This is a genomic window from Pseudomonas sp. NFPP28, from assembly GCF_900115535.1.
Lineage (GTDB): Bacteria > Pseudomonadota > Gammaproteobacteria > Pseudomonadales > Pseudomonadaceae > Aquipseudomonas > Aquipseudomonas extremorientalis.
Window position 1 is genome coordinate 225304 of record NZ_FOWT01000005.1, and the last position, 19524, is coordinate 244827.

Genomic DNA, 19524 nt, shown 5'->3' on the forward strand with positions numbered 1-19524 from the left:
GGCGGTGAACAGCACAAACGCAAAAATCAGCAACGGCGCAGGCCGTTGCTGATCAGGTGTTGCGGGTCTTTGAAAGCGTGGGTTACAGCGGACGACCGATGCCGTTGCAGACGTTGGTGTTGCCGATGCTCAGGGCATTGGTGGCGGTCAGGAAGCTACCGCGAATAGCGATTTTCCAGTTGTTTGGCAGTGGCACGAACGCGTTGGCTTCGATCGCTGCGTCGTTGTTGGCAGACGAACCGTAGTGCTTGGTGAAGAAGTCACGCACTTGGGTGGTCTGGGTGGCATCGGCGTAGCACTGGCTGAAGATCACGTTGGTGAAGCCCAGGATCGGGTAGCCCGACGTTGGGTAAGGCACCACACCCGCAGTGTTGGCTTTGCCGAACACGGGAACCCAAGCGTCAGGGTTGCCACGGTCAGCGACAGCAGGCAACGGCACGGCATTGATGGCAGCGGACACGTTGCTCGCTTTCGGCGATACACCCTGGACCGCCACACCGTTGACCACGTCCTTGCCCACGCGAGCGACTTTAGTTGCGTCATCCAGACCGGCCAGAGTCGGCGCGGCGAAGTCAGGGCTCATATAGGTGATACCGCCGTCGGTACCGGCCAGGGTGGTCATCACGCCTTGGCTGCCAGTTGCGGAAACCGCGCCGGCAGGCAAACCACCGGTGTAGCTGGTGCCGAAGGTGGTGGTGACATTGAAGGTGCCGGTTTCAGCGCACTTGGCATTCAGGAAGCGCGTGAACAGTTCGGTGGTGCCACTGCTTTCGCTGCGGTAAACCACTTTGATGGCGCCACTGCGACCCGAACCTGTGATACCGCTCCAGTCGGCGATACGGCCGGAGAACACACCGCACAGCTCGTTGATGCTCAAGTCAACGGCCGCAGTCCCGCTTTTGTTGAACGGGATGGCAACCGAAGTACCCACCGATGGCACTTGGATCAGCTTGCCCCAGGCAGGTTGCTTGGCCGACGCATACGTCGACAGTTCAGTAGCGCTCAGCTTGGAATCGCTGCCCGCCCAGTGCACGTTCAGGTTGGAAACGCCAGCCTTCAACTTGGTGTAGTCGTTGGTCAGGAAAGCTGCCTTGCCATTGCCGCTGCCCACACCGATGTACGGGGCAAAACCTGCGGTCAACACGCCAGACGTCTGGTACAGCGCTTGTGGCAGGGTTGCGCCGCCGCCGTTGATGTCAGCCATTGCAGCCTGGGCCGAGCACAATGCAGCGAGGGTCATGGATACCGCGAGAACGTTGCGCTTAAACATGAAGAATCTCCTTTCGTCGTGTTTGTACGTTTGGGGTAGAGGGCTCTTGCATGACGCCATGGCTTCGGTCCCGAGCCGTGTTCAGGGGGGTGGCCAGGGGTTAAAACCATGGGACAGAAATTCGCAGTTTCCGATGACGTTTGTAGGAAAAAACCTCGGGAGGAACACCTTGATTTTTAAAAAGATTCTCGGGTGTTCCGGTCATGATTCCGAGCGCTTTGGGCGCAGGTGACAGTCAGGTTTCAGCGCGTATGGCTGAAGGCGACATGAGCTGTCGGAATGTGACGGAACGAGGAACCCGAGGTTGGACGGGAGCAGGTGCGGTCAGGTGACCAGTTGGTTGATCTCGATGATCGGCAACAACACCGCCATGACGATCACCAGCACCACGGCCCCCATCACCACGATCATCAGCGGCTCCAGCAAGGCGGTCATGCCCATGGCACGCCGTTCGATATCCCGCGACAGTGTCTGCGCCGCGCGCTCCAGCATCGGTGGCAGCGAGCCGGTTTTCTCGCCGCTGGCGATCAAGTGGATCAGCACCGGCGGGAAGACCTTTTCCACCGCCAGCGCCGGGGCCAGGTTGACGCCCTCGCGCACCTTGGCGGTGGCATCGCTGACGCACTGGTCGAGCCGGTCGTTGGACAAGGTTTGCCGCGCGGCCTCCAGGGCACGCAGCAACGGCACCCCGGCACCGCCGAGAATCGCCAGGGTCGAGGCGAATCGTGCCGTGTTCAACCCCAGTACAAAACGCCCGATCAATGGCAGGCGCAGCACGCGGCTGTGCCAATTCAGCCGCGCTACCGGATTGCGCAGGTACAGGCGCCAGCTCCAGAAACCGCCGACGATCCCGGCAAGACACAGCCAGCCCCAGGCGCGGATGAAGTCACTTGCGTTGAGCATCGCCAGGGTCAGCCCTGGCAGGTCCTGGCGGGCCTGGGAGAACGCGCTGACCACCTGGGGCACCACGTAGCTCAGCAAGAAAATCACAATGCCGATGGACACCAGCCCCACCACACCGGGGTAGATAAACGCGGTGAGGATCTTGCCACGCAGGTTGTTGCGCTCCTCGATGTAGTCGGCCAAACGCTCCATCACCTGGGCCAGGTCACCGGACTCCTCCCCCGCCGCAATCAGCGCGCGGTAGATCGACGGAAAATCCCGAGGTCGCGCCGCCAACGCATCCGCCAGGCGCATGCCGCCCCGCACATCGGCGCGCACGGCGGCCAGGGTCTGGGCGATATGCTTTTTCTCGGCCTGCTCCACCGTGGCACTCAGCGCGGCTTCCAACGGCAGGCTCGCACCCAGCAGGCTCGCCAGTTGCCGCGTGGCCCAGGCCAGGTCGTTGTCCGACAGTTTGGCGCTGAACAGGCTGCTGCCCGTCGCGGCCTGCTGATTGCCTTCGATCTGCACCAGCAACGCGGTCAAACCGCGACTGCGCAGGTTGGCAAAGGCTGCGCTCTGGCTGTCGGCCTCCACATGCCCGGCCTCGACTTTGCCGCTGCTATCGGCGGCTTCATAGCGATAGCGATTCATCAGGCGTCCCGTGTCACACGCAGGATTTCTTCGGGGGCGGTGGCACCGCTGCGCACCCAGCGTTCACCGTCTTCACGCATGCTCAACATCCCGGCGCGGCGCGCGGCCAGGCGCAGGTCCTGCTCGTTGGCGCCCTCATGAATCAGGCTGCGTACCGCATCGTCGACACAGAACAACTCATGGATCCCGGTACGTCCGCTGTAGCCGACCTGGTTGCATTGCGCGCAGCCGACCGGGCGCCAGGTGCCGGGCGCGGCGGGGTCTTCCTGCTTGCAGTGCGGGCACAGGCGCCGTACCAGGCGCTGGGCCAACACCCCCAACAGGGACGACGCCAGCAGGAACGGCTCCACGCCCATATCGATCAGGCGGTTGACCGCCGACACCGCATCGTTGGTGTGCAGGGTCGCCAGCACCAGGTGACCGGTGAGCGAAGCCTGCACGGCGATTTGTGCGGTCTCCAGGTCACGGATTTCGCCGATCATGATGATGTCCGGGTCCTGGCGCAGGATCGCACGCAGGGCCAGGCCGAAGGTCATGTCGATCTTGGCGTTGACCTGGATCTGGCTGATACCCGGCAGGTCGTATTCCACCGGGTCTTCCACGGTGAGGATATTGCTGGTGCTCGCATCCAGCCGCGCCAGGGCGGCGTACAGGCTGGTGGTCTTGCCACTGCCGGTGGGCCCGGTGACCAGCACGATGCCGTGGGGCTGGCGGATCAGCGTATCCAGGCGCGCCAGCAGCTGCGGCTCCATGCCCAGGGTTTCCAACTGCAGGCGCCCGGCCTGTTTGTCCAGCAGGCGCATGACCACCCTTTCGCCATGGCCGGTGGGCACCGTGGACACGCGAATATCGATGGGCCGCCCGGCCACGCGCAGGGCGATACGGCCGTCCTGGGGCAGGCGTTTTTCGGCGATATCGAGTTGGGCCATGATCTTGATCCGCGAGACCAGCGCGCCATGCAATGCCTTGCGTGGCGAGACCACGTCACGCAGGGTGCCGTCGACACGGTAGCGCACTACGGAATGGGTTTCGTAGGGTTCGATATGGATGTCGCTGGCTTCGTCGCGGGCGGCCTGGGTGAGCAAGGCGTTGATCATGCGGATCACCGGGGCGCCGTCCTGGGTGTCCAGCAGGTCGGTGATTTCGGGCATGTCTTGCATCAGGCGGTCGAGGTCGACCTCGTTTTCGGCGGCGCCGACGACGGCGGCGGCGCTGCCGGTGTCAGCGTAGGCAGCAGTGAGCAGGCCGTCGAGTTCATCGTCGCGGACCTGTTCGAGGTGGGCCGGGCCGAATTGGCGGTGGACTTCGCTGATGGACCAGCCGGGGGTTGAGGGGCAGACCGTCAGCAGCATGCCCTGGTCGCTGGGGCGCAGGAGGATGCGTTGGGATTTGGCCCAGGCGTAGGGCAATAGGCTCATGGTTTTGGCCCTGTTTGTAGGTGTACATATCCGTTGCTGCGGTAACGGCTACTTAGGGTTCCGCCCTTACGGCGGCTCACTTTTGAAGAGCGCAAAAGTAAGCAAAACGCTCTTGCCCCAACACTCGGCACCTCGCTCAGGCTCGGTGTGCCCGTAATCCGACAGTGATTTGGGGGGCCGCCGCCACGCGCCATCCATGGCGCGGGGCGGCTAAACCGGCATCCCTGCCGGTTTACCCCCCAAATCCCTGCCGAATTCCGGCCAGCGTGTTTGACGGGGCGCCTCAGATCAAAATCAAAAGCAAAGCGCGGCGGCCTGGTAGCCGACCGGATCGTTGAGGCGTGCGCGTTCCCCCTGAGCCGGGCTTGCCCGCGATGGTTGTTAACGATGACGTGGGAAACCAGAATGCACACGGCGCGCTCACTGGTATTAGGGCTGCTTCGCAGCCCAACGCGGGGCAAGCCCGCTCGCCACAGTAAGGCGGCGACACAGAACAAAAAACGTATCCACGATGCGCAGCGAGTCGCTCTTGATCTTGCTCTTCGGCGCCCCGTAAAACCACGCTGGCCGAACGCAGGCTTGAATCCGTGGGTAACCCGGCAGGACGCCGGGTTAGCCGCACTGGGCCATGGATGGCCCATTGCGGCGGCCCACGGATTCAAGCCTTCGTTACGGCACACCGAGCCTGGGCGAGGTGCCGAGTGGTGGGGCGAGGACCTTTTGGTTACTTTTGGGTCCTTCCAAAAGTGACCCGCTGTAAGAGCGGAACCATAAGCCGCCGTTACCGAAGGAATGGATATGTACACGGTCAAAACGTTCAAGGCCGGCCCCCAGGAATCGCCTTGTCCACAGAAGGCAACTGCGGCGCCTGCACATCCGGCATCGCCCAACTGTGCTCCGGCTGCAACCCCCCTTGCGCCCTGCGCATAAACTCATACCGATTCAACGTAATACTGCGCCCCGCCCCACTGTCCCGAATAATGTAGGGCCGCAAAAACACCATCAGGTTAGTCTTGTTCACACTGCGCTTCTCATTGCGAAACAACGCCCCCAACCCCGGAATATCCGATAACCACGGCACCGCATCATTGCTCTGGCTATACCCATCCTGCAGCAACCCACCGAGCACCATGATTTGCCCGTCATCCAGCAAAATACTGGTATCGATCGCGCGCTTGTTGGTCACCGTACCCGCCTCCACCGACGCCCGCGCATCCACGGTGCTGACCTCCTGGTAGATATCCAGCTTCACGGTGCCGCCTTCGGAAATCTGCGGCCGCACGTTCAACTTGAGCCCCACCTCTTCACGCTGCACGGTCTGGAACGGGTTGTTGCTGGTGCCCCCGCCGCCGGTCACATAACTGCCGGTGACAAACGGAATGGTCTGGCCCACGAAAATGCTCGCCGCTTCGTTGTCCAGGGTCAGCAGGTTGGGCGTGGACAATATGTTGGTGCCGCCCTTGCTCTTCAACGCACGGGCCAACACCTTGAGGTCGAGCACCTTGCCGATGCCGGGAATATCAACCGTGCCGTTGACCACCCCCACATTCAGCCCCTTGGGCAGCACATCAATACTGGTGGGGCTATTGGGCTTACCATTCACGCCGCTACCGCCGAGGTTCACGCCACCAAACCCACCCTTGCCCCCCAGGTTGCCGGCCTGCCACTGCACGCCAAACTCGGTGGCATCGTCCTCGCCGACTTCCACGATTAGGCTTTCGATCACCACCTGGGCACGGCGCTGGTCGAGCATGTCGATGACTTCGCGCAGGTTGCGGTACAACGGGTCCGGCGCGGAGATCAGCAGGGTGTTGGTGGTGGCGTCGGCCTGGATCGTCACGCCGCCGGCACTGAACGCGGTGTCCTGGTCCTTGGGGGTGCCGTTGGTGCCGGTGGTCGAGCCGGTGGCCTGGCCATAACCCGACTGCACGCCGCTGCCGGTGGGCGTGCCGCTGCTGTTTTGCGCATTGCTCGCGCCTTGGGCGGTGTTCTTGCCATTGCCGCCCATGGCGCTGAGCTTGCCCCGGGCATCGTCGCTCACGCCGGAATCGCTCTCGCCGGTGAGCAAGCCGCGCAGTGACTGGGCCAACTTGCCCGCCTGGGCGTTGCGCAGGTACACCACGTGCATATTGCTGGGGTTGCTCTGGGCGTTGTCGAGTTTATAGATGAGGTTGCGCGCCAGTTCCGTCCGCTCCGGGCTGCCGGAGCGGATGATGATCGAGTTGGAGCGCGGGTCGCCGACCACGTTGATTTTCTGGGTCTGGTCGGCGCCCTGGGTGTCCAGCAGCTCGGAGACCATGGCGGCGATGTCCACGGCGATGCCGTTCTGCACCATCACCACATCGGTGTCGATGGCACTGGGGGTGTCGATACCGTTGATGATCTGCGCCACCCGCGCCAGGTTTTCCGCGTAGTCGGTGATGACGATGCTGTTGTTGCCGGGGTAGGCATTGATCGGGTTGTTCGGCGACACAATGGGCCGCAGCACCGGGATCAGGTTCACCGCGTTCTCATACTGCAGGCGGAAGGTTCGGGTCTGCATGCCGCTGGCGCCGGCGCTGTACATCGGCCCGCCGAGCAATTTGGCATCGGCTTCGGGCACCACCTGGGCCACGCCGCCGACGTCGACCACGCTGAAGCCCTGCATGCGCAACGCCGCCAGCAGCATGTCGTAGGCCTGATGCGCCGGCACCTGGCCTTCGCTGACCAGGGTGAGGTTGCCCTTCACACGCGGGTCGACCAGGAATTGTTGGCCGGTGGCGCGGGAGAGTGCGCGCACCACGGCCTGGATGTCGGCGTCGACAAAGTTGAGCTGCACCGGTTGGTCACCCAGCGGGTTGCGGGCCTTGACGGTTGCCGGGGCATGGCCGCGAGCACTGTTGGTGACGCGGTGCTGTACCGGCGCTTTGGGGGCGGGTTGGCTCTGGCGGTCGAGAACGGTCTCGCCACTGCGACGGGTGTCCGCCAGGGGCTGGCCGAGTTCGCTGTCCACCAGCAGCGGCTTGGACGCGTCCTGGTTGCTGCACGCACTCAGGGCCAGCACCAGCAACGGCGCGACCATACGGAAAGGGGGGACTGACCACTTCATGAAGCTTCCTTAGCGCCAAGCGCCTGATCCATGCGAACGGTCCCGGACACAGTGCCGGCCGAGTTGTCGACGGTATCGAGCACGCGCTGCAAATGCGCCTCGGACACCTCCAGGGAAAACGAACGGGCATTGCCCAGCAGCCAGCCCACCACCGCATCGGCCGGGGCGTTGTCCAAGGTCAGGCGCCACCCAGTGGGTTCGAGCGCCTGCAACTGGTAATGCCCCTGCAGACCGGCACTGTCCAGGGCCTGGCGCAGCGCGGCTTCGTCGCCCGGACTGGGCGCGGCGACGTCCTGCAACAACACTTGCAAGGCGGCGGCCTGAGCGCGCAGCTTGGGGGTTTCGGTCTGCCAGTAATCGATCTTCTTCAACGCGGGTTGCACCAGCACCAGCCAGGTCAACAGGCTGGCCAGGACCAGGCCGGCGCCGCCGAGCATGCGCTTTTCGTGCAGGGCCAGGCCGCTCCAGAACACCCGGGCCTGGCTGCGCAGTCGCTGGACTTTATTCATCGCCAGCTCCGGCTTTTTCTGCGGCTTGCGCGGGAGCAATGGTCCAGGCCTGGCCATCGCGGCTGGCGGTGAAACCGGCCTGGGCCAACGCCGCCTGCCATTCACCTTCGGCGGTCGGGTGACGGCTGTCGGCGAGCAGCTCGACACGCAAGCGTCCCTGTTCAAACGTCAGGTTGTCGACACTGCCGACCATGAACGGCAGGTTGCTGCCCACCAGTTGCAGCAGGCCGGGGAAGCGTTGGCCCGGGTCGGCGGCCGCGCCGGTCTGGCGTGCGGCCAATTGCTGGCGGGCCTGTTGCAAGGGGTTGAGCACCACCGGCAACGCCGGAAACGCCTGGCGCACCTGCTGGCTCATCAGTGCCTTGAGTCGCTGGCCTTGCTCCACCTGGCGCGCGGCATACAGGTTGAGGCCCAGGGTCCAGATGGCGATGGCCAGCACCACACAGGCCAATGCCCTGCCCCACCCGCCGGTCGAGGGCTGTGTGAGGCGACCGTGCAACCCCCACATGGGCAGCGGCCCACTCCAACGCTGCGCCGCTGCCACCAATGGCAGGTCCAGCGCCTGCAAACCCAGCGGGTGCACCGTGCCTTGTTGCAGGCTGTCACGGGTCAGCAGGTAGCCGTCATCCAACGCAGCGGCGCCCACCGGCAACGCATAGGGTGCCGGGTACAGGCCGCGCAGCTTGAGCGGCAACTGCGCCAACCGCTCCAGCCCGGCCTTGGGCACCCAGGCCACCTGCACGCGCCCATCGCTTTCACGCGGGCCGTGGGCCACCTGCATCTGTTCAACCGGGCCGAGGATCAACGCTTGTGCGGCACAGGCCACGGCGGCGGCGGTCTTCGCCGCCGGCAATGGCGGCAGTTCCAGGCTGGTCAGCAGGCTGTCCCGCGGATGCAGGAAACAGTCCGCTGCCTGGCGTGACTGGCCCAACTGCGCCAGGCTGGCGTCGCCCTCTTCAATGACCACGCCACGCTCCACCCAGGCAAACCGGACCTGGCTCTGCGCGCTCAATTGATCCAGTGGCGGCAAGCCAATGCGCAAGCGTTTCATACGCCCACCCGCGCCCAGATCACCCGGGGCTGCCGGTCTTCGGGGCGGTGCAACAAGGCGTCGAGGCTGACCCGCCGCTGCTCGCGCCGCGCCTGGCCCCGCACGCGGAACCACTCGCTGGTGATGCCCACCTGCACCGAATCCACCGCCACTTGCGGCAAGTGCAAGCGGTTGACGAAATCACCCCGGTTGATAAACCACTGCCCGCTGTCACGCTCAGCCACCAATCCATGGGCCTGGGACAGGCTGAGCTGAGGCACCACCGCACTGAGTACTTCGGCGCTGGCGGTGTTGCCGTTGACCCAGGTCGGGCCGGGCAACACGCTGATATAGGCCTGCATGCGCTGCAACACCAGGGGATCAAGGCCTTCGATCCCGCTCAGCTCATCCAGGCTGCGCAGCATCGGGGATCTGGCGGGCGACTCATAAGACGCGATCACCCGCTGACTGATGCGCCGACTCACCGCCGGGTCGACACCGATCAGGCGGCACAGCCGTTCAAAACTCTGCAATTGCTCGGTGTCCACCTGCTGGCGGTTGACCAGGTTGCGCAGGTTGAACTTGCCCTGTTCGTCCTCGATCCGCCCCTCGAAGGCCCCCCCTTGGGCACGCGCCCAGGGTTGGTCGAGACGGGTCAGCACGTCCTTCTGGCGGGCGTCCCAGAGCATCTGCCGGCTGCGCTCCAGGCCGCCCTGCAACAACCATTGGCCCTGGATGCGCAACTGCTCGGCTTCGAGGCTGCGGGTAAATACGGTCTGGCGCGTGAGCATGGCGCCGGCCAATACCGCCACCACCGCTGCGATCAGCAAGGCGCTGATGATCGCCATGCCGCGCTGCTTCGCCACTGGGGGCGAATACCGTTTCATGGCGGGCCTTAGAGTTGCCAGGAGCCGATATCGGCATTCACGCCATCGCCATCCGGTTGGCCGTCGGCGCCGAGGGAAAACACATCCACCTCACCATTGGCGCCCGGGTTGAGGTAGTGATACGGGTGGCCCCAGGGGTCGTTGGGCAGGCGATCCAGGTAGGCGCGCCAGTTGCTGTTCTTGGCGTCGGCCGGGCGTTCCACCAACACCTTGAGGCCCTGGTTCATGCTCGGGTAAGTGCCGTGGTCGAGACGATAGAGTTTCAGCGCCTGCATCAACCCGCCGATGTCCTGCCTGGCCGCCGTGGCCCGCGCCTGGTCCGGCCGGTCAAGCACCTTGGGCACCACCATTGCGGCGAGGATCCCGAGGATGACCACCACCACCATGATCTCGATCAAGGTGAAGCCACGCTGCCTGTGAGGGCCTGGCAATGGGGACGTTAGGCGCGCGATATCCATCTCGACATTCCTTGGCTTGAGTGCAGTTCGTGGCGCAGTGTTGCAAGAACACATGTCAGTCGTATTGAAATTCCTCGGGAGTTTCAGTCGCCAATCGGTCAACTGCCGGCGCTAGTCTGCGGGCCTGTTTCCCGGCTTTGAGAGCGCCATGTACGGCCGTCGCAAGGAGCAAGGTTTCACCCTGATCGAAGTGCTGGTGGCGCTGGCGATCATCGCCGTGGCCATGGCCGCCGCCGTGCGCGTGGCCGGGTTGATGACCCAGAGCAACGGCCTGCTGCGGGACAAATCCATCGCGTTGCTGGCGGCGCAGAGTCGCCTCGCCGAACTGCGCCTGGAAGGCCACCTGCGCAGCGGCAAGAAGACATTCACCTGCGATCAAGGCCGCCTGAAACTGCGCTGCGAACAAACCATCAACGCCGACGGCCGTCTGTTCCAGGTCAACCTGCAAGTGCTCGACGCCAGCCGCGAAGCGCCGCCCCTGGCGCGGCTGGACACCCAGGTCATGGCCGAGTGAGCAGCGGCAACGCAGGCCCCGGCGGCAACTTGTCGAGGTTGACGCGCTGCTTCTCGCCGCCGCGCTCGATCTCCACCCCGTCGCCTTCAATGGCCGTCAGCCGCACACCGGGGCTGAGGCGTTCACCCACTAGAAAGCTGCGCGGCGGGCCATCGTTGAGACTCAGGATCGCCACCGCACCACGGGCACCTGCCAACACGCCAGTGACTTTGACTTGCAGCGCTGTCGGCGCATTGGAAAACCATTGCAGCGCCGGGTTATCGCTGCGTGCCGCGAGTGCCTGGGGCGTGGCTTGCGGCGTGTGGGATTCTGCCGTGGTCAGCAGCAGCGGCGTCCATACCGCCACGCCCGCCAGCGCGGCCAGCACACCCAGGGCCTGCACCCCGTGGGCCAGGGTGAAACGAGGGGCAAATGTCATGGGGAGGACCTCCTGTTTGTCCGTCGCACCAGCCTACAGGTCAATTCGCACGCTTTTATTTCACACACTCCCCAGTTCTCCAGGTAGCCCGCGATGAAACAGCAAGGCTTCACCCTGATCGAGCTGATGGTGGTGCTGGTGATCATCGGCATCGCCAGCGCCGCCATCAGCCTCACCATCAAGCCCGATCCGCTGCACCTGTTGCGCAAAGACGCCGAACGCCTGAGCCAACTGCTGCAAGTCGCCCAGGCCGAAGCCCACGCCGACGGCCGACCCATCACCTGGCGCGCGGATGCCAAGGGGTTTCGCTTCAACCGCCAGCGGGACGACGGCCAGGGCCTCGATACCTTTGAAAACGACGACCCGTTGCGCCCACGCCTGTGGGAAAGCACGCCGATGCAGATCAGTCTCGAGCCCCGGCAAACCCTGGTGCTCAACGCTGAATGGATCAACCCACCGCTGCGCATGGTGCTGTCCGACGGCCAACACAGCCTCAGTCTGCAACGCGACGCCGCCGGGTTGATGCGCGTAGTGAGTCAACCATGAAGCCGTCACAGCAAGGCTTCACGCTGATCGAAGTGATGGTGGCGATCATGCTCATGGCGGTGGTCAGCCTGATCGCCTGGCGCGGGCTGGACAGCGTCACCCGCGCCGATCAGCATTTGCAGGCAAGCACCGAACAGACCGAAGTGTTGCTGCGCGCGCTGAACCAGATGCAACGGGATATTAGCCTGCGTGCCAGCGTCGAACTGACGCCCCCTGAAGCCACACAAACGGAGGGATTGGCCGCCGTGACCGTGCGCAGCTCCGACAGCAAGGGCTTTCGCCTCGACGTGATCCGCAGCGCCCCAATGGCAGGCGACGGCCTGCAACGGGTACGCTGGTGGCTCAAGGGCGACGCACTCTACCGCGCCGCCGCCCCCGCACGGGACCGCTACCCCCTGCCGGCGGCGAAGGACGGCGTGGTGGTACTGACCGGCGTCAGTGACCTGCAGGTACGCGTATGGGAAGCGGAAAAAGGCTGGCGGCAACTGAGCGGCGATCGCCGCGAAGACCCGTTGGGACTGGAGATCAGCCTGATGCGGCAGACACCGCAGGGGGTGGAAAAATACCGGCAGGTGGTGGGACCCTTGAAATAGAGGCGGCCCTTTGACCGCCCCACCACTGTCATCATCCGCGCTCGCCGGTCTCAAGCCACACTTTGCTGACGCTCAAGGTTGTCGCCAGTTTCTCCACACGATCCACCGGCAGCCCGCGTGAAAACCAATTGTTGAGGCACTGCGGGCTGACGTGCATCCATTCGGCAAAGGCCGTGGGCGGAATGCCGTAGGTGTTGAGCACCATGCGCAGGCGCTGGCCGGAATGAAGGGTCGGGGGTTGTGGTGGGGTGTGGCGCCGGGGGGATTTTTTTCGGGTATGCATGAGGTGGGCGGCTCCCTGCCGTGGTGGATTTCTCCGTGAACTATAAAACAGCGCAGGCATGAAACAGCAGGTGTCTGGGAGGGCTGGAAAAGCATAAAACGAAATGACCTACATATTACAGGGAACAATTCCTACGACTCGATAGGAAGCTGAACGCCGGTCACGGCTGATCGACGTTCGGGTTGAACTGACTTGACCGCGCATTACAACAATCGGCGTTGCACCGCTTCTTCCAGGGTACTGCGGGTCAAGGCATGCACCACGTCCTGCGTATTCTTCTGAAAAGGAATGGCGACGATCGATCGCGGGTAACACACCTTGCCTAGGTTTTTTGCTGTTATTGCCTCAAGGCTGAGTATGACTAGCGTTATGCTTGTCGAGATCAAATCTTTTCTGCATAAAAAACCGATTGTATCCAGCGACAGGGTAATCTTTGAGTTCTCCAAATATGCTGAAGCCGAGCCGGCGGTAAAAGTCCGGAGCCTGAAAAGAGAATGTGTCCAGCCAGATACCTTGGCAGCCTTTCTCACGCGCCAGCGCTTCCACCTTGTCCATCAACTTTGCGCCCAACCCTTGCCCGCGGGCAACTTCAGGGACTACCAGCAGCTCAACAAATAACCACTGCCCAGAAATTTTTGCGTATAGCCCACCTTGCGTAGCCCCTGCGTCATCCTTGATCAAGATCGCAAGTTTTTCAGTTCCGATGAGCCCCGTTTGTGCTTGGTTGAATTCGCGCAGCGGTGCCAAAATCGCTTGGTAATCGACCTCTTGAGGCGTCTCATTTATCTCAATCCGTAAGTCCACAGCTTTCTCCTTGAGTGGTTTTTGATTAAACAGGCGCCCAACGATGTGGTAACAAGTTGGTGGCGTCCCCTGTCCGCTGCGTGGGCAGACGAGTCAAAACGTCCTTCATTTAAGCATACGGCTCATGTCCGTTCATGCGCGCAGACTGGATCAAAGTCATAATCGCTGCCGCCCGCTTTCCGCTGCGTAGCGATCCGGCAAACAACCTATTTTACCTTCTTATACCTTTTGCCCCAACTAAAGCTTAAAGAGAATAGAAAAATCCGGACCGAGCTCATTTCTCAAGCATTCAGCTAATCGCTCTCCTTCTCGCTTGAATTCGCGCTCTAACTCCTCACTCTTGAACCCAGAGTTTGGCGGGTAATCAGCATTCAGGGTTTCATCGTATATAGCGGCCCACTTTGATAGACGCAGCTGAAGCTCTTCAGAAATAGGAAGCCCGCAAGGAGCTATGTCCCCATACTCATCGGGGGGACATATTCCAAAGCGGATGACACTGATAATCCGCCATCAACTTTAGATTTTTCATTTAACGCTGCCCCTTGGATTTGCACCGACGACAAAACCGTTGTCGCCAACAGTCACAGCAATTCGCTGCGGCTGCCCATTAATACTTAACTCATAAATTGGGCACCCAGCTCCAGAGCCTTGATAACCAACGAGCTGGATCCCTCAAGGTCTGACCCCGTTTTCCACCCCCCCTTTTCCGCCCAACAAAACAAACGTCAACCCTTCGCTGGCAATTATTTCATCTGGCACCCTATCACAAAAAAAGAGCTCATCCCCTAAATTCAAAATTGATAGAAACGAGTCATATTCAAACAACAATAATACGCCTATCACTTTACGCTCTACCGAGGACTTTATAGCCGAGACCGAAAGCAATCTAAGCCCGACAACATCAAAAAAATAACTTCCACTAGAAACACAAAAATCAATCAATTTTCCGTACTCACCCAAATCGCATTCAGCAATAGGCGTTTCAGAAAAACATAGCGACACACCATCACTTCCGCAATATAACCTCCCACTCTCCAAATCTTCAAATCGAAAAGAAATCTCTTGAGGAATCGAGCCTCTATAAGACTCGAACACATGAAGCAATGCATTTACTGAAAGCAGCTTACTTCCTAACGCCCTCACTAACCAAGTATTCATAAGATATGAAAGACTCATTACCTACTCCCCCTTTCAAAGCACTTTTCACAGATGAATTCTGAGTCACCCCATCTTTCAAGATAGTCACAAACGTTCCATCTGGCTTGGTAACAACATGGACTCCTCAGGATCAGACCCCATTTATCCCCATAACTCGTATCGACTCAAACCGCCAAATTGCCCAAGCGTATTTACCTTCATTATGGAATCCCATCCGAATTGGTAGGCCGGGGAGTCAGTTTAGTAGAAGATAACCGAACGCTTACTGTTCCGTCCGGCAGCGTATTTCTACCATATTCAATTAATTGGATTCCGCCCCCTTACCTTTTTTCTTATTCGACAAAGTAAACATCAAAAGAAACTTCCAAATCCAAGTCTGCTAAAGCTTTCATCTGCTCAGGCCAAAGTACTGGACCGCTGTGCCCCAGCAGAGAAAACCACACACACTTCAGGGTGATTTTCACCCCATCAATCTGCTGCACGAAACCCAAAGACTCACGATGCGGTTGGATCTCACGGACTAACCAATCAATGTGGTCGCGAAGATCTTTAGACTGCACATTTCCCGCGCTAGATAAAAACCAGCTAGAGTTCTTCACCTCTCGCGTGACTCCACGACTATTTTTTACTTTTTCGCCTACAACAGTAATTTGTGTTGGTTGAACATGCATGATATTGGAAATTTCGCTTGGATGAATATCGCCAGGATAAATCATTAGCCTAACGAAGCACTCGGCGCACGCTTCATAGCCCGTTGATACCGGCGTAATTCTAGATTTTCTACTCACGGCAAACAACCTCTAATACCCTCTAATATCTTTAACATAGTTTTGCCGGACAAGCGGGAGATACCCGAAGTCTCCGTCAGCTTTAGATATAGCGCTATCCCAGACAGGCGCTACTTTTGCACCAACTTAACTTGCAATAAATGACTATTCCGGCATATATGAAATCGGGGAAACATCAAAGCCGTTCCAAAACACTAATAATCGCCCACAACAAGAACACTTAAGTGCACTATTCATTTCTCGATAAATAGACTCCGCATCAACGGAGCCTTGGAATTTTTCAAATCCATCATCTGAAATCATCAACCATTCAATTGAATTAGGTATCCCACCAAAATTTAACTTATTACCACACTTGCAGAGAACTGATGGCATTTTATTTTCCTATAATAACGACATCATTAATATTTTTTGCACCTGAACCGTTAACTCTACGCAGTACATCTCCTAATTGCTCTCTGGTAACGGAGCTTTTCGATAAATCTAGAACAACCCCCTCAGTCTGTGTATTTTTCTTCGCTATCGCAGAAATTATTCGGTCCGCGTTACCTGTTGTAGGCGTATATACATCATAGCGAACACCATCAACTAGAAGATCTGAAGTATTTCCTCCTGCTCGTGTACCAACAGGGCTGCGCAACTCAACTTTTTTACCTTGGGCCGCCATATAATATGCAGAATTTATCTCTGACTGAGTAAATTTTCCATTTGGATCTATTCGAAGTACACCTTTTGCACCATCGTAGCTCGCGTCGTTGGCAGCAGCTTTTCCGTTACCTACAACACTTGTTTCTCCAGAAACCAAGCCAGATGCAGTGTCTTTTGCCCCACCCGCCACAGCCCGCCTATAAGCCACCACCCCCGCCGCAGTCCCCACCCCAACCGCCAGCGCGATCTTCAGGTTGTCCGCAATGTCCTGCGCCTGGGCATCGCTCAGTGCCCACTTCGACTTGAGCGACTCGACCATCGCGCCCACCGAGTGCTCGGTCGTGGCGGTCGAAAAACAAAAAATTGCCGTTGATCAGGCTCTGTACTGCTTCCCGGGCGTCGGGCGAGGCGTAGTCGGCGATGTCACGGATGGCATTCAGGTTCGCCAGGGTGTTGGCGACTTCTTTGGAGCTTGCCGCGCAGGAGCTGGGGTCGGACTGGCAGCTGACGATGGCGTCAATGTCCTGCTGGAGGCTCAGTTCCTGGAATTTGCGCGTGGCGTCCTGGATACAGGAGGCGTCTGTGCATCGGGCTATCTGTTTGGCGGCACGTTCCAGTTGGTTGTGTGACAGGTAGTTGTATTGCGTAGCGTTCTTCGCCACCCAACTACCGGTCTCCAGCTTGGCGGCGTCGGTGTCGCTTTGTGCCGCAGCCGCCAGTACGCCGACGATCTGCGAACTCATGGTGAGCAGGGTGTCGTTGCCTTTGACCAACGTATCCAGGTGGCCAACCAGTGCTTCACTTGCCGCCGCCGCCAATGCGCCGGTCTTGAAGTCGCCGCCGGTGGCTTCGGCCAGCAAGCCACCGACCATGGCGTGGATCGCCACCTTGGGTAACGAGCCGTCCGCCAGGACGTTTTTCGTGTAGTCCCCTACCAGGTTGAAACTGGCCGCCGCCAACGTGTTGAACAAGGCATTTTTCAGCGCGTCACTGACACTGCCGCCCTGCCCCAGGGCTTTGTTCAGTCCCTCAGGGTCTGACCCCGTTTACCTTCTGCGGCTGCTTTGGCCGAACCGGCGCGAGGCCGGTGTTGAGGGTGAGCAGTGTTCAAGAAAACTCTATTTTGCAATCTGACAGAGGGATCGAGCGGCCATCAGAGACCATAAATTGATCGCCTTCGATTCTTGCCAACAGTAGACCAAGGCCCTCTGCACCGGCTTCGATGTCTTTTCTCCAGCCGTCAATATCACCGTGATATACGACAGCATGAAAGAGCGGGCCATTTCTCGGTGTGATGCTGCATCCGGCTTCGTTGATCCCACCACTAGTTGCATTCGGAGGTTCAGAAAAACACGTTATATTTTTAAATTGCTTACGAAATTTACTTTTCCCATCATCAGAAAAATAGATAGCCTCCCTGGTGGTCGCACCATCCGTCCCAGGAATGACTCTAGCATCAGACCTTTCTAGCTTCCCGCCTAAAACCTTCTCCAATTCTTCTATTTGGTTAGCCAAAATATCACCTCAGTTTTTCACTGATGTAATTAAAAACTTAAAGTTTGTGACACCCGCATCAGTAAATACTTTCGAATAGTAACTAGCCAACTCTGGACTATTCGCATGATAAATAACACCGCCCTCGAAGCCGGATGAGTATTTCTTCGCCTGATCTACCATTTTGGTCTGCTCAGCAGCCGACCAAGGCTTTGAGCCCACCGGGGAAATCGGGGTGGGGAAATCGGGGTCAGACCACCAATATACATTGGTGCACTAATCGGGCGCACTAATCGTGGTCCGCCCCCTATTTCCCAATAATGTGCAACGGGATATACGGCAGTATAACCCTAGGACGGCGAACCATATAAATCCCCAAATAAATAAGAGCTTACAGCTTAGCCGCCCATCACTAGGCCAACAAAATCGAATAAGTACAAAAAATAAATAATATTTTAAAAGAGCAATTCTGCTGAACTTTAAAAATCGCAAAACCGTGGCCTGCCCCCTATCTTTTCAGGTCCTAGGCTAGCAGCAAAATTTTTTAAGCATTCAACACTGCAAAGCTTACATCACCGGACCTCAAAAATTCTTGAAAACAAGAAATAACGATATCTATATTTCTTGTGACAACACTCGCCGGATAGTAATCGTCCAAAACATCAACCAATTTTGCTCCAGCCGACGTATTATTAAGAGTACGCACAACATGCTCACCATCATCAAGGTATTGGTTCAGCATCAGAATATAATTTCCGGATTCAGCATAAAGATTGATTTCGTAAGGTCCGGCTTCAGGTGCTGGGGAAATAGACAACGAAACGACGCCGTCGACTTTACTATATTCAAATATAATGGACCTTACCTCTTCCATGGTCGGCTGATCAATTAGAGGGATTTGCGATCTGCCATGCTCAGGACTAAGGGTATACCCTCCGATGATCATCTATTTTCTCTCCTTAATAGACTTGCCGCGCAGGAACTGGGGTCGGTTTGGCAGCTGACGATGGCGTCAATGTCCTGCTGGAGGCTCAGTTCCTGGAATTTGCGCGTGGCATCCTGGATGCAGGAGGCGTCGGTGCATCGGGCTATCTGTTTGGCGGCACGTTCCAGTTGGTTGTGTGACAGGTAGTTGTATTGCGTAGCGTTCTTCGCCACCCAGCTGCCGGTCTCCAGCTTGGCGGCGTCGGTGTCGCTTTGTGCTGCAGCCGCCAGTACGCCGACGATCTGCGAATTCATGGTGAGCAGGGTGTCGTTGCCTTTGACCAACGTATCCAGGTGGCCAACCAGTGCTTCGCTTGCCGCCGCCGCCAATGCGCCGGTCTTGAAGTCGCCGCCGGTGGCTTCGGCCAGCAAGCCACCGACCATGGCGTGGATCGCCACCTTGGGTAACGAGCCGTCCGCCAGGACGTTTTTCGTGTAGTCCCCTACCAGGTTGAAACTGGCCGCCGCCAACGTGTTGAACAAGGCATTTTTCAGGGCGTCACTGACACTGCCGCCCTGCCCCAGGGCTTTGTTCAGTCCCTCAGGGTCTGACCCCGTTTACCCGCTCGTTTCATAGTCCGTTGATACCGGCGTAATTCTAGATTTTCTACTCACGGCAAATAACCTCTAATACCCTCTAATATCTTTAACATAGTTTTGCTGGACAAGCGGGAGATACCCAAAGTCTCCGTCAGCTTTAGATATAGCGCTACCCCAGACAGGCGCTACTTTTGCACCAACTTAACTTACAATAAATGACTATTCCGGCATATATGAAATCGGGGAAACATCAAAGCCGTTCCAAAACACTAATAATCGCCCACAACAAGAACACTTAAGTGCACTATTCATTTCTCGATAAATATACTCCGCATCAACAGAGCCTTGGAATTTTTCAAATCCATCATCTGAAATCATCAACCATTCAATTGAATTAGGTATTCCACCAAAACTTAACTTATTACCACACTTGCAGAGAACTGAGGGCATTTTATTTTCCTATAATAACGACATCATTATTATTTTTTGCACCTAAACCGTTAACTCTACACAGTACATCTCCTAATTGCTCTCTGGTAACGGAGCTTTTCGATAAAT

At 58.6% G+C, this 19524-nt stretch carries 21 protein-coding genes and 3 pseudogenes; 3 read left to right on the top strand and 21 right to left on the bottom strand.

Annotated features, from left to right (window positions below; all coding sequences use genetic code 11):
- Positions 1–82: 82 nt before the first annotated feature.
- The 8 genes from BM110_RS14815 to gspG all read right to left on the bottom strand — a co-directional run bounded on the left by BM110_RS14815 (position 83) and on the right by gspG (position 10196).
- Entirely contained in the window at positions 83–1270 is a 1188-nt protein-coding gene (locus BM110_RS14815) for a substrate-binding domain-containing protein (protein WP_071491222.1), read from the bottom strand.
- A gap of 324 nt (positions 1271–1594) precedes the next feature.
- Positions 1595–2806, bottom strand: coding sequence for a type II secretion system inner membrane protein GspF (gene gspF, locus BM110_RS14820; RefSeq protein WP_058427213.1), 1212 nt, complete (start codon positions 2804–2806; stop codon positions 1595–1597).
- Positions 2806–4224: a type II secretion system ATPase GspE gene (gene gspE, locus BM110_RS14825; protein WP_093513702.1), complete on the bottom strand. Its 1419-nt coding sequence runs from the start codon at positions 4222–4224 to the stop codon at positions 2806–2808. The genes gspF and gspE overlap by 1 nt, the downstream gene beginning before the upstream one ends.
- A gap of 817 nt (positions 4225–5041) precedes the next feature.
- A complete protein-coding gene (gene gspD / locus BM110_RS14835; protein WP_093513703.1) occupies positions 5042–7312 on the bottom strand; it encodes a type II secretion system secretin GspD in 2271 nt (756 codons plus the stop codon).
- Positions 7309–7821 carry a type II secretion system protein GspM gene (gene gspM / locus BM110_RS14840; RefSeq protein WP_093126618.1) on the bottom strand — a complete coding sequence of 171 codons (513 nt, stop codon included), beginning with the start codon at positions 7819–7821 and terminating at the stop codon, positions 7309–7311. The genes gspD and gspM overlap by 4 nt, the downstream gene beginning before the upstream one ends.
- A complete protein-coding gene (gspL, locus tag BM110_RS14845; RefSeq protein WP_093513704.1) occupies positions 7814–8872 on the bottom strand; it encodes a type II secretion system protein GspL in 1059 nt (352 codons plus the stop codon). Before gspL ends, gspM begins: the two co-directional genes overlap by 8 nt.
- Positions 8869–9738: a type II secretion system minor pseudopilin GspK gene (gene gspK / locus BM110_RS14850; protein WP_175538848.1), complete on the bottom strand. Its 870-nt coding sequence runs from the start codon at positions 9736–9738 to the stop codon at positions 8869–8871. Before gspK ends, gspL begins: the two co-directional genes overlap by 4 nt.
- An 8-nt stretch (positions 9739–9746) precedes the next feature.
- On the bottom strand, positions 9747–10196 hold the full coding sequence (gene gspG, locus BM110_RS14855) for a type II secretion system major pseudopilin GspG (RefSeq protein ID WP_093126609.1): 450 nt from the start codon (positions 10194–10196) through the stop codon (positions 9747–9749).
- Between the two features lie 148 nt (positions 10197–10344).
- On the opposite strand from gspG, the gene gspI reads away from it, so the two are divergent.
- Positions 10345–10710, top strand: coding sequence for a type II secretion system minor pseudopilin GspI (gspI, locus tag BM110_RS14860; RefSeq protein WP_058427240.1), 366 nt, complete (start codon positions 10345–10347; stop codon positions 10708–10710).
- Here gspI and BM110_RS14865 read toward each other — a convergent pair.
- Positions 10697–11128 (bottom strand): type II secretion system protein N, encoded by a 432-nt coding sequence (locus BM110_RS14865; RefSeq protein ID WP_093513706.1) that lies wholly within the window; start codon positions 11126–11128, stop codon positions 10697–10699. The two genes, gspI and BM110_RS14865, sit on opposite strands and share 14 nt — an antisense overlap.
- 93 nt (positions 11129–11221) lie before the next feature.
- Between BM110_RS14865 and gspH the strand changes: the two genes are divergently transcribed.
- Together gspH and BM110_RS14875 are read left to right on the top strand one after the other, a co-directional pair.
- Positions 11222–11674: a type II secretion system minor pseudopilin GspH gene (gene gspH, locus BM110_RS14870; protein ID WP_093513707.1), complete on the top strand. Its 453-nt coding sequence runs from the start codon at positions 11222–11224 to the stop codon at positions 11672–11674.
- Entirely contained in the window at positions 11671–12267 is a 597-nt protein-coding gene (locus tag BM110_RS14875; RefSeq protein ID WP_093513708.1) for a prepilin-type N-terminal cleavage/methylation domain-containing protein, read from the top strand. Before gspH ends, BM110_RS14875 begins: the two co-directional genes overlap by 4 nt.
- Before the next feature lie 31 nt (positions 12268–12298).
- Here the strand turns inward: BM110_RS14875 and BM110_RS29375 are convergent, their stop codons facing one another.
- The 12 genes and pseudogenes from BM110_RS29375 to BM110_RS29385 form a co-directional block, all read right to left on the bottom strand.
- A complete protein-coding gene (locus BM110_RS29375; RefSeq protein ID WP_139212927.1) occupies positions 12299–12550 on the bottom strand; it encodes a helix-turn-helix domain-containing protein in 252 nt (83 codons plus the stop codon).
- Between the two features lie 345 nt (positions 12551–12895).
- On the bottom strand, positions 12896–13354 hold the full coding sequence (locus BM110_RS14880; RefSeq protein WP_093513709.1) for a GNAT family N-acetyltransferase: 459 nt from the start codon (positions 13352–13354) through the stop codon (positions 12896–12898).
- Between the two features lie 25 nt (positions 13355–13379).
- Positions 13380–13565, bottom strand: a pseudogene (locus tag BM110_RS14885) (transposase domain-containing protein); the annotation flags it as partial.
- 461 nt (positions 13566–14026) lie between these two features.
- Positions 14027–14530, bottom strand: a complete 504-nt coding sequence (locus BM110_RS14895) for a hypothetical protein (protein ID WP_093513710.1) — start codon at positions 14528–14530, stop codon at positions 14027–14029.
- Between the two features lie 314 nt (positions 14531–14844).
- Complete coding sequence (locus BM110_RS14900) at positions 14845–15300, bottom strand: DUF4279 domain-containing protein (protein ID WP_256572995.1); 456 nt, start codon at positions 15298–15300, stop codon at positions 14845–14847.
- Between the two features lie 144 nt (positions 15301–15444).
- Positions 15445–15675: a hypothetical protein gene (locus BM110_RS29380; RefSeq protein WP_139212926.1), complete on the bottom strand. Its 231-nt coding sequence runs from the start codon at positions 15673–15675 to the stop codon at positions 15445–15447.
- 1 nt (position 15676) lies between these two features.
- The gene (locus tag BM110_RS30140; protein WP_371914795.1) at positions 15677–16267 is read right to left on the bottom strand and encodes a CdiA C-terminal domain-containing protein; all 591 of its coding nucleotides are present in this window, start codon (positions 16265–16267) and stop codon (positions 15677–15679) included.
- A 307-nt stretch (positions 16268–16574) separates the two neighbouring features.
- A pseudogene (locus BM110_RS30145) lies at positions 16575–16973 on the bottom strand (DUF637 domain-containing protein); the annotation flags it as partial.
- A gap of 82 nt (positions 16974–17055) precedes the next feature.
- Entirely contained in the window at positions 17056–17463 is a 408-nt protein-coding gene (locus tag BM110_RS14910; protein ID WP_093513712.1) for a hypothetical protein, read from the bottom strand.
- A 523-nt stretch (positions 17464–17986) separates the two neighbouring features.
- Positions 17987–18388, bottom strand: a complete 402-nt coding sequence (locus BM110_RS14915; RefSeq protein ID WP_093513713.1) for a DUF6911 family protein — start codon at positions 18386–18388, stop codon at positions 17987–17989.
- A 173-nt stretch (positions 18389–18561) separates the two neighbouring features.
- Positions 18562–18963, bottom strand: a pseudogene (locus BM110_RS14920) (DUF637 domain-containing protein); the annotation flags it as partial.
- A gap of 222 nt (positions 18964–19185) precedes the next feature.
- Positions 19186–19416: a hypothetical protein gene (locus tag BM110_RS29385; RefSeq protein ID WP_139220337.1), complete on the bottom strand. Its 231-nt coding sequence runs from the start codon at positions 19414–19416 to the stop codon at positions 19186–19188.
- Positions 19417–19524: the final 108 nt, after the last annotated feature.